The following is a 15,141-nucleotide window of genomic DNA, read 5'->3' as shown; positions in this document are numbered from 1 at the left end:
GGACGGCGTGCGACGCGTGCTACTTGTCGCTGCCGTCAGCCTCTAATCGACAGACAGTACCGGCCGCCGGAACTTTGCCGTCCAACAGATAGTCGCCCACTGTCTTCTGCACACAGGCGTCGCCGGTGTTGTACGCGCCGTGCCCCTGGCCCTCGTACGTCACCTCCACCCCGACGCCCTTGCCCAGGGCGTCGACCATCGCCTTCGCACCCTTGTACGGGGTCGCCGGGTCTCCCGTGTTGCCGATGACGAGGATGGGGGGCGCTCCGGGAGCACTGACGTTCGGGGTGTCCCAGGCGCCCCTCACCGGCCAGCCGGTGCATGCCAGCAGACCCCAGCCCAGATACTCACCGAAGATCGGCGACGCCTTCCGGAACTCCGGAAGCTTCGCCTTCGTCTCGTCGACGCTGAACCGCTGCTTGGTGTCGACGCAGTTGATGGCCGTGTTGGCGGCCGTCAAGTTGTCGTAACGACCGTCGTCGGAGCGGCCGTTCAGCGAGTCGGCGAAGGCCAGGAGCAGCGCGCCGTTGCCGCCGTCCGCTTCGTCGAGTCCCTCTTCCAGCAGCGGCCAGGTCTCCCGGGAGTAGAGGGCGTCCGCGATCCCGGTAATGGCCTGGGACTGCGTCAGCTGCCGCGTGCCGAGCCCCGTGACCGGCGTCTTCTCCAACCGCTGGAGAAGATCGGCGATCCACAGCTCGACCTCCTTCCCGGTGGAACCGGGGAGTTTGCAGGCGGCGCCGCGCTTCACGCAGTCCTTGGTGAAGTTCTCCAGGGCCAGCTGGAAACCCTGGGCCTGGCCGAGGGAGGACTGTTCGGTGTCCTCGGTCGGGTCGACGACCGCGTCGAGCACCATCCTGCCGACGCTCTTCGGGAACAAGTGGGCGTAGACGCCACCCAGTTCGGTGCCGTAGGAGAAACCGAGGTAGTGAAGCTTCTCGTCGCCGAGCACCTGGTGCATCAGATTCATGTCACGTGCGGCGTTGGTGGTGCCGACGTAGGGGAGTTCGGCCCCGGAGTTCTTCTCGCAGGCCGCCACGTACCTCTTCTGCTCGTCGGCGTAGGCCTGCACCTCGGCGGCGTCGTCCGGGGTGAGGTCGCTCTGGAAGCGCGCGTCGAGCTGCTTGTCGTTCTCGCACTTCACGCCCTCGCTGCGGCCGACCCCTCGTGGATCGAAGCTCACCAGGTCGTAGCGGCTCCGGAGCTTGTCGTACGTGGTGCCGAACTCGGGCAGCGTGGCGACGCCGGAGGCGCCGGGGCCGCCGAAGTTGAGGATGAGTGAGCCGATCCGTTTGTTCCGGTTGATGGCCTTGGCGCGGACGAGCGCCAGTTCGATCGTGTTGCCGTCCGGCTTCGCGTAGTCGAGCGGGACCTTTATGGAGGAGCACTCCCAGGTGGTGCCACCTGGGAGGGGGGTGGGGGCGGTGCCGCCGCCCTGTGCCGCGGAAGGGGCGGGACAGGGCTTCCACTCCAGCTTCTGGGAAGTCAGGCCGGCCGGCACCGACGTCTCGGCGGCGTTCGCCGCGTGCGGAGAGTTCCGGGTGCGGTCCGTGCCGGCCGCACCGTCGCCGCTGTCCGAACAGGCGGTGAGGGGCAGCAGAACGGTCACGGTTGCGGCAAGGGCTGCGGCGCGCAGGTCAGGGGGGGTCCTCATTGCTCCATCGTGCGATGGGGTGCGGGACCGCGCGCGGGACGCCGGTCCAAGCGGGTGGCGGCGAGGTCCGGAGACCGGGCCGGTGAGCCGGGACAGCCCTTAGAGAGCGTCCTTGCGGGTGAGGTGGTTGAAGCAGAGCCAGCCGGGAAGGACCGGCAGCCACAGCGTCATCAGCCGGAACAGCAGCACGGCGGGCGCCGCGACCTCCTTGGGCAGACCGACCGCGATCAGCCCCAGCGTCAGCGCACCCTCGACCGCCCCCATGCCGCCCGGCGTCGGCGCAGCCGACCCCAGGGCGTTGCCGGCCAGGAAGACCACCGCGATGCTCGCATAGCTGAGCTGCGGTACGTCGGGACCGCTGAACGCCCGGATCGACGCATCCAGACACATCACGAACAGGCCGGTCAGCAGCAGCATGCCGCCGATGCCGGTGAGCAGCTTCTGCGGCCGCTGCACGACGTCGAGCATGCGCGGTACCACTCCGGCGAACAGCGACCGTACCCGCGTCACCACGAACTTCCGCAGGAACGGGATGGCGGTCACCACCAGCACGAGCACCGCGACGGTCAGCAGTCCGGCGATCACCGTCCTGGACGGGGTGAGGGACGACGGGGTCTTCTCGGTACCGGTCAGATAGCCGAACGCGCCCAGCAGCAGCACATGGCAGCCGAGCCCGAACAGCTGCGAGGCGCCGACACTCGCGACGGCCAGGCCCGGGCGCACCCCGGAACGCTGCAGGAAGCGCGTGTTCAGCGCCACCCCACCGACCGCGGGCGGCGCGACGATCTTCACGAACGAGCCGGCCACCTGCGCCAGCACGGTCTTGCCGAACGGCACCCGCTCCGGCACGAACCCCAGCAGGCTCATCGCGGCCGCGATGTAACTCAGCGCCGAGAACCCGAGCGCCGCCGCCACCCAGCCCCACTCCGCCTGCTCGACGACCGCACCGAAGTCGGCCTCCGTGACCTGGGAGATCAGGAAGTACGCGGCGATGGCGCCGGCGATGAAGCTGAGCAGCGTGCGCGGCTTGATCCGCTCCAGCCGAACCGGCTCGACGGGCGCCTGCGGTCGGATCAGCAGCACCTGGCGGCGGATCTGGGTCAGCAGATCCTCCTCGCGGGCCTCGTCCAGCGCATCGTCTATCGCCCGCTTCTCGGCGCGCTTCTCCGCCTGCTTCTCATTCCGGAGCGCCTTGCGGTCGGCGGGGACCGAGGGGACCCCTTCCGCCTCCGACACCTCGGACTCCTGGGCCTTGGCGCGCTTGGCGGCGTCCGACGCCTCGAGCACCGCCTCCCGCTCGCGCTGAGAGCGCTCCCGGGCGAGCCTGCGCAGCGCCGCCCGTGTGGAGCGGCTGAGCGCGATCGGCTGGAGCAGCGGCAGACAGTCGGCGACGGCGTCGGGACCGAGTACGTCGAGCGCGACCGCGACGGCCCGCTCGGCGCCCACCCGCAGACCGGTGGTGGTGAGCAGCTGGGCGATGTCCATCCGCAGCACCAGATCACCGGCCGCGATCTCCCCGCCGCGCAGATCGGTGACGAACACCGTGCCGGACGGCTCCACCAGGATCGCGTCGCCGGTGAGCCGGCGGTGCGCGATCCGCCGCGACTGGAGCGCCTTCACCTGCCGCCAGGCACCGCGCACCAGATCGTCGGTGATCTCCACGTCCTCGAGCGCGTCGAGGGAGCGTCCGTCGATGTGCTCGTACACCAGCATCACGGCGTCGGGACCGAGCTCGGAGGTGGCGATCAGTTTGGGGGCGTTGGCCCCGGCGGCGATCGCCGCGTACGCGAGGAGCGCCTCCTGCTCCAGGGCCTGGCGCAGCGACTGGATGGAGCGGCGCTGGGTGATGGCCCGCAGGGTGAGTCTTCGCCATACCCGGTAGAAGAAGCCCTGTGCCTGCTGTTCCCGGTCGACGACCGTCACGTCCAGCGGTGGGCCGTCCTCGAGCGAGGCCAGATAGCGGCGTCCCCGGTCGCTCTGGTCGCCGGAGTCGAGTGCGTCGTCGGCGCGCATCGCGGTGACCGGGCGGAAGCCGACGTGGCGCAGACCGGCCATCAGATGCTGACCGGTCGGCCGGACGTTCGGGGAGCCGACCGCGTACAGCGTGCCGTAGGCCACGGTCCAGCCGATCAGCACGGTCAGGATGATCGAGAACGGTGTCGTATAGCCGCCGACCAGCATGGCGAAGGCGTCGAGCAGCAGCACCACCCACAGCACGACCCGCCAGCGCGGCCGTCTCGCCATGCCGACCGCCGTCATGTAGGCGATGACCGGCGCGAGATAGCCGTGGACGGGATCGGTGAGCGCAGCACCGGGCTGCGGCTGGGTGAGGGCGTCCTGGATCGTGCCGGAGGCGGACTTGGCGACCCACAGGTCGGTGGCGAGCGTCACCCCGTGCGCGAGCACGGCGGCAAGAACCCCGTCCGCGATCCGTAGTCCGTCGCGTTTGATCAGCCGCTCGATGGCGAAGGCGACGGGTACGAGCAGCACGGCGATGCTGGAGACCAGACCGGCGATCTTGATGAGGACGTCGGGCGCCTGGTCCGTGCCCTTGTTGATGTCGTTCTCGAGACCGGTGGTCGTGCCGTGGGCGAACGCGGCGATGGAGAACAGGACGGCGATCGCCAGAACGCCGACGAGGAGCCGCATGAGGTCGGAGGGGCGGTGCACGCGCGCAGGGAGCAGCGGTTCGTCCCCGGAGACACGGTCGGCCTCTTCGGCCGCGCGGACGGTGGAGAGGGTGGAGCCGACCAGATGGTGCGGGCGGGCCTGCTGCGCAGTCTCCGGCTCGCGCCCCTGCTTCAGCTCGCCCTCCGTCCCGGACGACGGCTTCTGCTCCGGTGCCGACTTCTGCGCCGGTGTCTGAGCGCGGTCCTGGCCCACTTCCGGTCGCGGCTCGGCATCAGAGGCGTCCGCCGCCTTCGGTGGCTGCACGCCCTGCTCCTTCGCCTCTGATTGGTCTTCGTGTTCTCGTATCACCGGTCACCGCCCGCATGATGGTGGCACGGCCTGGAGACAGAGGGGGGCATCAGGGTGCATTGCACGGTCGCGCGATGGGCAAGATACGCTCCTTTGCTCCTTCGTGCACACTCGGTGAACGGATGCATACGCAGCGGTCGCTCACGGTCCGGTCCGGGCTGTCGGTGGCGTACGGCACCATGGGTCGGATGAGCGAACACCGGACGGGCGACGACGGCGCGAGGGACGAACGGGCACCCGACGAGCTGCCCGAGTACGCGGAGCGCGTGCTCGATGTCGCCGACCTGATCCCACCCGGCCGTGTCATGACGTACGGCGATATCGCGGAGTGGCTGGGCGAGGGCGGTCCTCGCCAGGTCGGCCGGGTCATGGCGCTGTACGGCGGTGCGGCGCCGTGGTGGCGTGTGGTGCGCTCCGACGGCGCGCTGCTGCCCGGCCACGAACTGCGGGCGCTGGACCACTACCGCGAGGAGAGCACCCCGCTGCGCGAGGCGTCGCGCAGCGCGGAGGGTCACATACCGCGCCTCGACATGAAGCGCGCACGGTGGGACGGCGTGACCGGTGGTCACGGCGGGGCCGAGGGCGTGGACGGCGGAGCTCACATCTGACAGCTTCCGCCATTCGGTCCCACGACGGGAGCAGCCGGGACCGCAGGACGTGCGAGAAGTGCGGTCCCACCTGCTGCCCGACCTGCTCCGAGACTCTCCGCACAAGTTTCCGGGAGGCCTGCGGTGCGACGCGGAACGTGACGATCGCCGCAGCGGACTCGCCGCATCCGACCCCTTCGCTGGCGTAGCGTCGACAGTTCGCGGCGCGTACCCCCGCCCCCTCACCACCAGCACACCCACCAGGACCGGCGATCCACGTGAGCTCCTCCTCCTTCACCCGGAACAGTCCGGGCCGTCAGGCACGGCAGGGGGTCCCCCCACGCCCGCAGGGGCGTAGGGGGAACACCACGGGCGCGTACCGGCTGGTCCGTACCCGGCCGGGTTCCGTGGACCCCCCTCTCCTGGACGCGGCGCAGCAGGCGGTGGTTGATCACCCCGGCGGTCCGCTGCTGGTCCTGGCCGGGCCGGGCACCGGCAAGACCACCACGCTCGTCGAGGCGGTCGCCGCCCGCGTCGCCAGGGGCGGCGACCCGGCCCGCATCCTCGTGCTCACCTTCAGCCGCAAGGCGGCGGTGGAGCTGCGCGACCGGATGGCCGCCCGGCTCGGCGCCGCCCGCGGCCCGCAGGCCACCACGTTCCACTCCTTCTGCTACGCACTGGTCCGCGCCCACCAGGACGCCGACCTCTTCGCCGAACCGCTGCGGCTGCTCTCCGGACCGGAGCAGGACGTCACCGTCCGGGATCTGCTGGCCGGCCAGCTCGAACTGGAGCAGGAGGGCCTCGCGCACATCCGCTGGCCCGACGAGCTGCGGGCCTGTCTGACCACGCGAGGCTTCGCCGACGAGGTACGCGCGGTGCTCGCCCGCAGCCGCGAGCTGGGCCTCGGCCCGAACGCCCTCGCCGACTTCGCGCGCCGCACCGGCCGCCCGGACTGGGGTGCGGCCGCCGAATTCCTCGCCGAGTACCTGGACGTGCTGGACGCGCAGGGGGTACTGGACTACGCGGAGCTGGTCCACCGGGCGGTGCTCCTCGCCGAGCGCCCCGAGGTGTCGGCGCTGCTCGCCGGCGAGTACGACGCGGTCTTCGTCGACGAGTACCAGGACACCGACCCGGCGCAGGTGCGGCTGCTCCACGCGCTGGCCGGCAACCGGGGTGGTGCGCCGGGGGCCGGCGGCGGCCGGGACCTGATCGCGTTCGGCGACCCGGACCAGTCGATCTACGCCTTCCGGGGCGCCGATGTGAACGGCATCCTCGACTTCCCCGAGACGTTCCGGCGAGCGGACGGCGCCCCGGCCCCGGTCGGCGTCCTCACCACCTCGCGCCGCTCCGGCGAACAGCTGCTGGCCGCCACCCGGCTGCTCACCCGCCGGATGCCGCTGACCCGCCTGCCGTCGGCGAAGGTGCGCGCCCACCGTGAGCTCGCCGCGGTGCGCGAGGGCGGCCGGGTGGAGACGTACACCTACCCGACCGCGTCCACCGAGCTCGACAACATCGCCGACCTGCTGCGCCGCGCCCATCTGGAGGACGGCGTGCCGTGGAACGAGATGGCGGTGCTGGTACGCGCCGGCGGCCGCACGATCCCCGCGGTGCGCCGCGCACTCACCTCGGCGGGCGTGCCTCTGGAGGTCGACGGCGACGACCTCCCGCTGCGCCACGAACCGGCGGTGGCCCCGCTCCTCACGGCGCTGCGCGTGGTCGCCACGGCGGCGCTGCACCGCACGACGACTACGAAGAAGACAGCGGGAGCGGACGCGGTCGCGGATCCCGCCCCGGATCCCTCCCTGGATCCTGTCTCCGACGAGCCCCCTGTGCCCTGGCTCGACACCGAGACCGCTCTCACCCTCCTCGCCTCGCCTCTCGGCTCGATGGACGCCGCCGATCTGCGCCGGCTCGGGCGGGCGCTGCGCGACGAGGAGCGGGCCGCCGGGAATCGCGTACCGGCGCCCTCCGGGGAACTGCTGGCCCGCGCACTCGCCGAGCCCGAGCGCCTTGTCGCGCACGACCCCGCGTACGCCCGTGGTGCCCAGCGTCTCGGCGCGCTCCTGCGCAAGGCCCGTGAGCTCCTCGAAGGCGGCGGCACCGCCGAAGAGGCCCTGTGGGAGCTGTGGGCCGGTACCCCGTGGCCGGGACGGCTCGAGAGGGCCGCGCTGCGTGGTGGCGCGGGCGGCCGCAACGCCGACCGCGACCTCGACGCCGTCTGCGCGCTCTTCGACACCGCGGCCCGGGCCGAGGAACGCACCGGCGGCCGCGGCGCGCTCAACTTCCTCGAAGAGGTCGACGCCCAGGACATCGCCGCCGACACCCTCTCCAAGCGCGTCGTACGCCCCGACGCCGTGCGCCTGATGACCGCGCACCGGTCGAAGGGGCTGGAGTGGCGGCTGGTCGTCGTCGCAGGGGTGCAGGAGGGCCTCTGGCCGGACCTGCGCCGTCGCGGTTCACTCCTCGAAGCGGACCGGATCGGCCGCGACGGACTCGCCGAACCGCTCACCCCGGGCGCGCTGCTGGCAGAGGAACGCCGCCTCTTCTACGTCGCAGCGACCCGCGCCCGAGAACGCCTGGTCGTCACCGCGGTGAAGGCCCCCGCCGACGACGGCGACCAGCCGTCCCGCTTCCTCACCGAGCTCGGCGTCGAACCGCGCGACGTCACCGGCCGCCCCCGCCGCCCCCTCGCCGTCGCCGCGCTCGTCGCCGAGCTGCGCGCCACCACCGTCGACCCGGATGCCTCCGACGCCCTTCGCGACGAGGCGGCCCACCGGCTGGCCCGGCTGGCCGCACTCACGGACGACGAGGGCCAGCCGCTCGTACCGTCGGCCCATCCGTACGGCTGGTGGGGCCTGTACGAGCCGACCCGCTCGGCCGTTCCGCTCCGCGACCGGGACCACCCCGTGGCTCTCTCCGGCAGCGCGCTCGACCAGCTCGCCAACACCTGCGCCCTGCAGTGGTTCCTCGGCCGTGAGGTGAAGGCGGACGCCCCGGCGACGGCCGCGCAGGGCTTCGGCAACGTCGTGCACGTACTCGCCGACGAGGTCGCCTCCGGCCGCACCCCAGCCGATCTGGCGGTCCTGATGGAACGCCTCGACTCCGTCTGGGACGGACTGGTCTTCGACGCCCCCTGGAAGTCGCAGCAGGAGAAGGACCAGGCGCGGGTCGCCCTCGAGCGCTTCCTTCGCTGGCATGTCATGGACCGCACCGGCCGCACCCCCGCCGCGAGCGAGCACGACTTCGACGTGACGCTCGAAGCGGGGGAGTACGAGGTACGCATCCGCGGCTCCATGGACCGCGTCGAACGGGACGCCGACGGCCGGGCGTACGTCGTCGACTTCAAGACCGGAAAGCAGGCTCCGACGAAGGACGAGGTCGCCCGTCACCCCCAGCTCGCCGTGTATCAGCTGGCCGTCCGGGAAGGGGCGGTCGACGAGATCTTCGACGGCCACCGTCCCGCCCCCGGTGGCGCCGAACTCGTACAGCTGAGGCAGCCCGCCCCGAAGAAGGAGGGCGGCGACACCCTGCCCAAGGTGCAGGCCCAGGAGCCGCCCACCACCGAGTGGGTCTCCGATCTGCTGGCCACGGCCGCGGGCCGCGTCCTGGACGAACGCTTCACCCCCACGACCGGCCAGCACTGCACCCACTGCACGTTCCGGGCGTCCTGCAGCGCGCAGCCGGAGGGCCGCCACATCCTGGAGTGACGCGGGTACCGGCGGTGGACGGTCGGCCCTTGCGCGCCACGGTGCCCCGCACACTGTCGGTCCGCCCGGTTAGCCTCTGTGGAGTGTCCTCACGTATCACCGGTCCCGAGCAGCTCAAGGAGCTCCTCGGGATCCCCTTCACCCCGGAGCAGACGGCCTGCATCACGGCGCCGCCCGCCCCGCAGGTGGTCGTGGCCGGAGCCGGGTCCGGAAAGACCACGGTGATGGCGGCGCGCGTGGTGTGGCTGGTCGGAACCGGACAGGTCGCCCCCGAGCAGGTCCTCGGGCTCACGTTCACGAACAAGGCGGCAGGCGAACTCTCCGAGCGCGTCCGCAAGGCCCTCGTCGCCGCCGGGGTCACCGATCCGGACGTCATCGACCCGGACAACCCCCCGGGCGAGCCCAGCATCTCCACGTACCACGCCTTCGCCGGACGGCTCCTCACCGAGCACGGACTGCGGATAGGACTCGAACCCACCACCCGCCTCCTCGCCGACGCCACCCGCTACCAGCTGGCCGCCCGAGTGCTGCGCGAGGCCCCCGGCCCCTACCCGGCCCTGACCAGGTCGTTCCCCACCCTGGTCAGTGATCTGCTGGCACTCGACGCCGAGCTCGCCGAGCATCTCGTCCGCCCCGAACAGCTCGCGGAGTACGACACCGAGCTCCTCCGTACGCTCGCATCGGCCCGGCTCACCAACGCCGAGCTGCGCAAGATCCCCGAGACCGCCGAGGCCCGCCTCGAGCTCCTCTCGCTGACCCGGCGCTACCGGGACGCCAAGCGCAGCCGCGACCTCCTCGACTTCGGCGACCAGATCGCGCTCTCCGCCGAGCTCGCCCTCACCCGCCCCGAGGTCGGCGCGATCCTGCGCGACGAATACCGGGTGGTCCTGCTCGACGAGTACCAGGACACCTCCGTCGCCCAGCGGCTGCTGCTCTCCGCCCTCTTCGGCAGCGGCCCCGACCGCACCGCCTCCGGGCACGCCGTCACCGCCGTCGGTGATCCCTGCCAGGCGATCTACGGCTGGCGCGGCGCCTCCGTCGCCAATCTCGACGACTTCCCGCGCCACTTCCCGCACGCCGACGGCACCCCCGCCACCCGGTACTCCCTCGGCGAGAACCGTCGCAGCGGCGGCCGACTGCTGCACCTGGCCAACGGGCTCGCCGAGCCGCTGCGCGCCATGCACGAGGGTGTCGAGGCACTGCGCCCCGCCCCGGGCGCCGAGCGCGACGGCATCGTCCGCTGCGCCCTCCTGCGTACCCACACCGAAGAGATCGACTGGCTCGCCGACTCGATCGCCCATCTCGTACGGACCGGGAAGGCACCCGGCGAGATCGCCGTCCTGTGCCGTACCGCCGGCGACTTCCCGGAGATCCAGGCCGCGCTCGTCTCCCGCGACATCCCGGTCGAGGTCGTCGGCCTCTCCGGGCTGCTGCACCTGCCCGAGGTCGCCGACCTCGTCGCGGTCTGCGAAGTCCTCCAGGACCCCGGCGCGAACGTCTCCCTGGTCCGGCTGCTCACCGGCCCCCGCTGGCGGATCGGCCCGCGCGACCTGGCCCTCCTCGGCCGCCGCGCCCGCCTCCTCGTCCACCACGCCACCCATGCCGACGACGACTTCGACCCCGACCGCCGGCTCGCCGAAGCCGTCGAAGGCATCGACCCGGCCGAAGTCATCTCGCTCGCCGACGCCCTCGACACGTTCCTCGAATCGAGCGGTACGGAGGACGACGGGCTGCCGTTCTCCACCGATGCCCGCATCCGCTTCGCCCGCATCGCCACCGAGCTGCGCGACCTGCGCCGCTCGCTGGCCGACCCCCTCATGGACGTCCTGCACCGCGTCCTCGCCACCACCGGCCTCGAAGTCGAACTCTCCGCGTCGCCGCAGGCCCTGGCCGCCCGCCGCCGGGAGACCCTCGCCAACTTCCTGGACGTGGCGGCCCGCTTCGCCGCCGTCGACAGCGAGGCCACGCTCCTGGCCTTCCTCGGCTTTCTGCGCACCGCCGTCCAGTACGAGAAGGGCCTGGACAACGCGCTGCCCGGCGGCGAGAACACCGTCAAGGTCCTCACCGCCCACAAGTCCAAGGGCCTGGAGTGGGACGTCGTCGCCGTGCCCGGCCTGGTCGCCGGCCAGTTCCCCAGCGGCCAGTCCCGCGACGCCTGGACCTCGCAGTCGAAGGTTCTCCCGCACGCCCTGCGCGGCGACGCGGCCACGCTCCCCGTCGTCCACAGCTGGGACGCCCAGGGGCTCAGGGGCTTCAAATCGGAGATGAAGGAGCACCAGCACACCGAGGAGCTGCGCCTCGGATACGTCACCTTCACCCGGCCGCGCACCCTGCTGCTCGGCTCCGGCCACTGGTGGGGCCCGTCCCAGAAGAAGCCGCGCGGCCCGTCCGACTTTCTGCAGGCCCTGTACGAGCACTGCGCGGCCGGGCACGGCGAGATCGAGGCCTGGGCGGACGAGCCGGCCGAGGACGAGGAGAACCCGGCGCTGGCGGCCACCGCGGCCGCCGACCATGCCTGGCCGCTCCCGCTGGACGACACGGCACTCGCCCGCCGCCGGGCGGCCGCGGACACGGTGCTGGCTCATCTGGAGAAGCCGGCCGCGACGGGAGACTCGGTGCCGGGGGCCTATCCCGCCGCACCGGACGACGACGTGTTCCCGTTCCCCTTCCCGGACGACGACGCGTACGCCGACGACGCGTACGCGGACGAGGACCCGTACCCGGACGAGGCCGCGGACTGGGACACCTGGTCGACCGAACCCCCCGCGGCCCAGGGACCGGCCCCGGCCCCCGCACCACACACCCCCGACCCCCACGTCCCCGCGGCCCGGACCCCCTCACGGCTCACCCCGGAGGAGGCCCGCACCCTCGCCTCCTGGGACCGGGACCTCGACGCTCTCGCCGGTGAGCTGCGCCGCGCCCGCGCCACCGTGCGCGAGGTCCTCGTGCCCGCCTCGCTCTCCGCCACGCAGCTGCTGCGTCTCGCCGACGACCCCGACGGCTTCGCCCAGGAGCTGGCCCGCCCCATGCCCCGCCCGCCCGCTCCGGCAGCCCGCCGCGGCACCCGGTTCCACGCCTGGGTGGAGGCCCGCTTCGAGGAGCTGCCGCTGCCCATGCTCGGCCCCGACGAGCTGCCCGGCGGCGACGAGAGCGACGCCGACATCGCGGACGAGCGCGACCTCGCTGCGCTCAAGGAGGCCTTCGAGCGCACCCCGTACGCCCACCGCACGCCGTACCGCGTCGAGACACCGTTCCGGATCACCCTGGCGGGCCGGGTGATCCGCGGCCGGATCGACGCCGTGTACCGCAACGAGGGCCCCGACGGGTACACGTACGAGATCGTCGACTGGAAGACGACCCGCAACGTGCCCAGCAGCCGCGAAGGCATCTCGGGCACCCCGGCCGCCGACCCGCTCCAGCTCGCGGTCTACCGACTCGCCTGGGCCGAACTGCACGACGTACCGCTCGACTCCGTCACGACCACATTCCTGTTCGTCCGCAGCGGGGAGGCAGTCCACCCCGGCCACCTGCCGGGCCGTGCCGAGCTGGAGCAGCTCCTCCTGGACGAGCCACCTCCGACGGGCCGATAGGCTCAAGACCATGAGCGACACCCCGGACAGCGCCGTCCGTACGTACACCGAGCAGCACCGCACAGCCTTCCTCGACGACCTCGCCGAGTGGCTGCGGATCCCCTCCGTCTCCGCCCAGCCGGAACACGACGGAGACGTACGACGCAGCGCCGACTGGCTGTCCGCCAAGCTCAAGGAGACCGGCTTCCCGGTCACGGAGATCTGGGAGACCGCAGGTGCGCCCGCGGTCTTCGCCGAGTGGCCGTCCGACGACCCGGACGCTCCGACCGTCCTCGTCTACGGGCACCACGACGTGCAGCCCGCAGCGCGGGAGGACGGCTGGGAAACCGATCCGTTCGAACCGGTGATCCGGGACGGCCGGATGTACGGGCGCGGCGCGGCCGACGACAAGGGCCAGGTGTTCTTCCACACCCTCGGCGTCCGGGCCCACCTCGCCACCACCGGTCGCACCAACCCCGCCGTACACCTCAAGCTCCTCGTCGAGGGCGAGGAGGAGTCCGGCTCCCCGCACTTCCGCACCCTGGTCGAGCAGCAGGCGGCGCGTCTCGCCGCGGACGCCGTGATCGTCTCGGACACCGGGATGTGGGACGAGACGACCCCGACGGTCTGCACGGGCATGCGCGGCCTCGCCGAGTGCGAGATCGAGCTGTACGGCCCCGAGCAGGACATCCACTCCGGATCGTTCGGCGGCGCCGTCCCCAATCCGGCGACCGCCGTGGCCCGCCTCGTCGCCGCGCTGCACGACGCGGACGGGCGGGTCACGATCCCCGGCTTCTACGACGGCGTGACGGAACTCACCGACACCGAGCGCGCCCTCTTCGCCGAGCTCCCCTTCGACGAGGACACCTGGCTGCGCACCGCCAAGTCACAGGCGACGACGGGTGAGGCCGGCTACTCCACGCTGGAACGCATCTGGGCCCGCCCCACCGCCGAGGTCAACGGCATCGGCGGCGGCTACCAGGGCGCCGGAAGCAAGACCATCATTCCGTCCTCCGCCCTCGTGAAGATCAGCTTCCGGCTGGTCGCCGGCCAGGACCCCGACCACGTCCAGCAGGCCGTCCGCGCCTGGGCCGAGGCGCAGTTCCCGGCCGGCATCCGCCACCGGATCACCTTCGCCCCCGCCACCCGCCCCTGCCTGACCCCGCTGGACCACCCCGCCCTGCAGGCCGTGGCCCGAGCCATGGGACGGGCCTTCGGCCAGAAGATCCTCTTCACCCGCGAAGGAGGCTCGGGACCCGCCGCCGACCTGCAGGACGTGCTCGGCGCACCCGTCCTCTTCCTGGGCATCTCCGTACCGTCCGACGGCTGGCACGCCCCGAACGAGAAGGTCGAACTCGACCTCCTGCTCAAGGGCGTGGAGACCACCGCCCACCTGTGGGGCGAGCTGGCGGCCGCACTCCGCTGAATCCTCTGAACACCCGAACCGTCCCGGGGGAGTAGGAAGCACCTGTGAGCACCTTCGACAACGCCACGACAGACCGGCCCATCGGTCTCACCGCGCCCAGCGGTATCGACCGCGCCGCGCACCACCGCCTCGACGAGGCATGGCTCTCCGCCGCCTGGAGCCACCCGACCACCCGAGTCTTCGTGGTCTCGGGCGGCCAGGTGCTGATCGACGACACGGCCGACGGCGGTACGGAGATCGTCATGACCCCGGCCTTCGAGGCCCCGGTCACCGAGACCCACCGCTACTTCCTCGGAACCGACGAGGACGGCGTCAGCTACTTCGCGCTCCAGAAGGACTCCCTGCCCGGCCGCATGGATCAGCCGGCCCGCCCGGCCGGCCTGCGCGAGGCCGGACTGCTGCTCGGCCCCCGCGACGCGGGGCTGATGGTGCACGCGGTGGCGCTGGAGAACTGGCAGCGGCTGCACCGCTTCTGCTCCCGCTGCGGCGAACGTACGGTCATCGCGGCGGCCGGCCACATCCGTCGCTGCCCGGCCTGCGGCGCCGAGCACTACCCGCGCACCGACCCCGCGGTGATCATGCTGGTCACGGACGACCAGGACCGTGCTCTGCTGGGCCGTCAGGTGCACTGGCCGGAAGGCCGCTTCTCGACGCTCGCGGGTTTCGTCGAGCCGGGGGAGTCGATCGAGCAGTCCGTGGCCCGCGAGGTGCTCGAGGAGGCGGGCATCACGGTCGGCGAGGTCGAATACATCGCCAGCCAGCCCTGGCCGTTCCCGTCGAGCCTGATGCTCGGCTTCATGGCCCGGGCCACGTCGTCGGAGATCAATGTGGACGGCGAGGAGATCGAGGAGGCCCGCTGGTTCTCCCGCGAGGACCTGACGGCGGCCTTCGAGTCGGGCGAGGTCCTGCCGCCGTTCGGCATCTCGATCGCGGCACGTCTGATCGAACTCTGGTACGGCAAGCCGCTCCCGAGGCCGGGCAGCGTCGGCTGACGCGCGCTGCTCGGCGTGCGACCGAGGAGGGCGTGGCCCGGTCGCACCTTCAGGACCGCGCCGGTTTCTCCCCCGAAGAGACGATCGCGCACTAATCTGGCCCCGGGCCGTGACTGGCGCTGAGGTGGAGCACCACCGGGGAGCGGTCCGACGGAACTCTCGACAGCCGTCGATGCCGTGCGCCTGGGCGACACACCGTGATCCTCGCGATCCTCGTGACACCCGGGAGC

General features: G+C 72.1%; 7 protein-coding genes and 1 riboswitch. Of the genes, 5 read left to right on the top strand and 2 right to left on the bottom strand.

Features of this window, described 5'->3' with window-relative positions; genetic code table 11:
• Positions 1 to 19: 19 nt before the first annotated feature.
• Positions 20 to 1,651 (bottom strand): alpha/beta hydrolase, encoded by a 1,632-nt coding sequence (locus ACFYP5_RS01595; RefSeq protein ID WP_389029097.1) that lies wholly within the window; start codon positions 1,649 to 1,651, stop codon positions 20 to 22.
• A gap of 99 nt (positions 1,652 to 1,750) precedes the next feature.
• On the bottom strand, positions 1,751 to 4,585 hold the full coding sequence (locus ACFYP5_RS01590) for a lysylphosphatidylglycerol synthase domain-containing protein (RefSeq protein ID WP_389029094.1): 2,835 nt from the start codon (positions 4,583 to 4,585) through the stop codon (positions 1,751 to 1,753).
• A gap of 233 nt (positions 4,586 to 4,818) precedes the next feature.
• Between ACFYP5_RS01590 and ACFYP5_RS01585 the strand changes: the two genes are divergently transcribed.
• From ACFYP5_RS01585 to nudC, 5 genes are all read left to right on the top strand, one after another.
• A complete protein-coding gene (locus ACFYP5_RS01585; protein WP_389029091.1) occupies positions 4,819 to 5,238 on the top strand; it encodes an MGMT family protein in 420 nt (139 codons plus the stop codon).
• Positions 5,239 to 5,495: 257 nt separating this feature from the next.
• Positions 5,496 to 8,924: an ATP-dependent helicase gene (locus tag ACFYP5_RS01580; RefSeq protein ID WP_389029089.1), complete on the top strand. Its 3,429-nt coding sequence runs from the start codon at positions 5,496 to 5,498 to the stop codon at positions 8,922 to 8,924.
• A gap of 83 nt (positions 8,925 to 9,007) precedes the next feature.
• Complete coding sequence (locus tag ACFYP5_RS01575; protein ID WP_389029086.1) at positions 9,008 to 12,514, top strand: ATP-dependent DNA helicase; 3,507 nt, start codon at positions 9,008 to 9,010, stop codon at positions 12,512 to 12,514.
• 10 nt (positions 12,515 to 12,524) lie between these two features.
• Complete coding sequence (locus tag ACFYP5_RS01570; protein WP_389029083.1) at positions 12,525 to 13,919, top strand: dipeptidase; 1,395 nt, start codon at positions 12,525 to 12,527, stop codon at positions 13,917 to 13,919.
• Positions 13,920 to 13,963: 44 nt separating this feature from the next.
• Entirely contained in the window at positions 13,964 to 14,911 is a 948-nt protein-coding gene (nudC, locus tag ACFYP5_RS01565) for an NAD(+) diphosphatase (protein WP_389029081.1), read from the top strand.
• Positions 14,912 to 15,010: 99 nt separating this feature from the next.
• Positions 15,011 to 15,107, top strand: a riboswitch (ZMP/ZTP riboswitch).
• Positions 15,108 to 15,141 lie beyond the last annotated feature (34 nt).

The sequence above is a fragment of the Streptomyces sp. NPDC005262 genome, assembly GCF_042872425.1.
Classification (GTDB): Bacteria; Actinomycetota; Actinomycetes; order Streptomycetales; family Streptomycetaceae; genus Streptomyces.
This window is presented reverse-complemented; position numbering and strand designations above follow the sequence as displayed.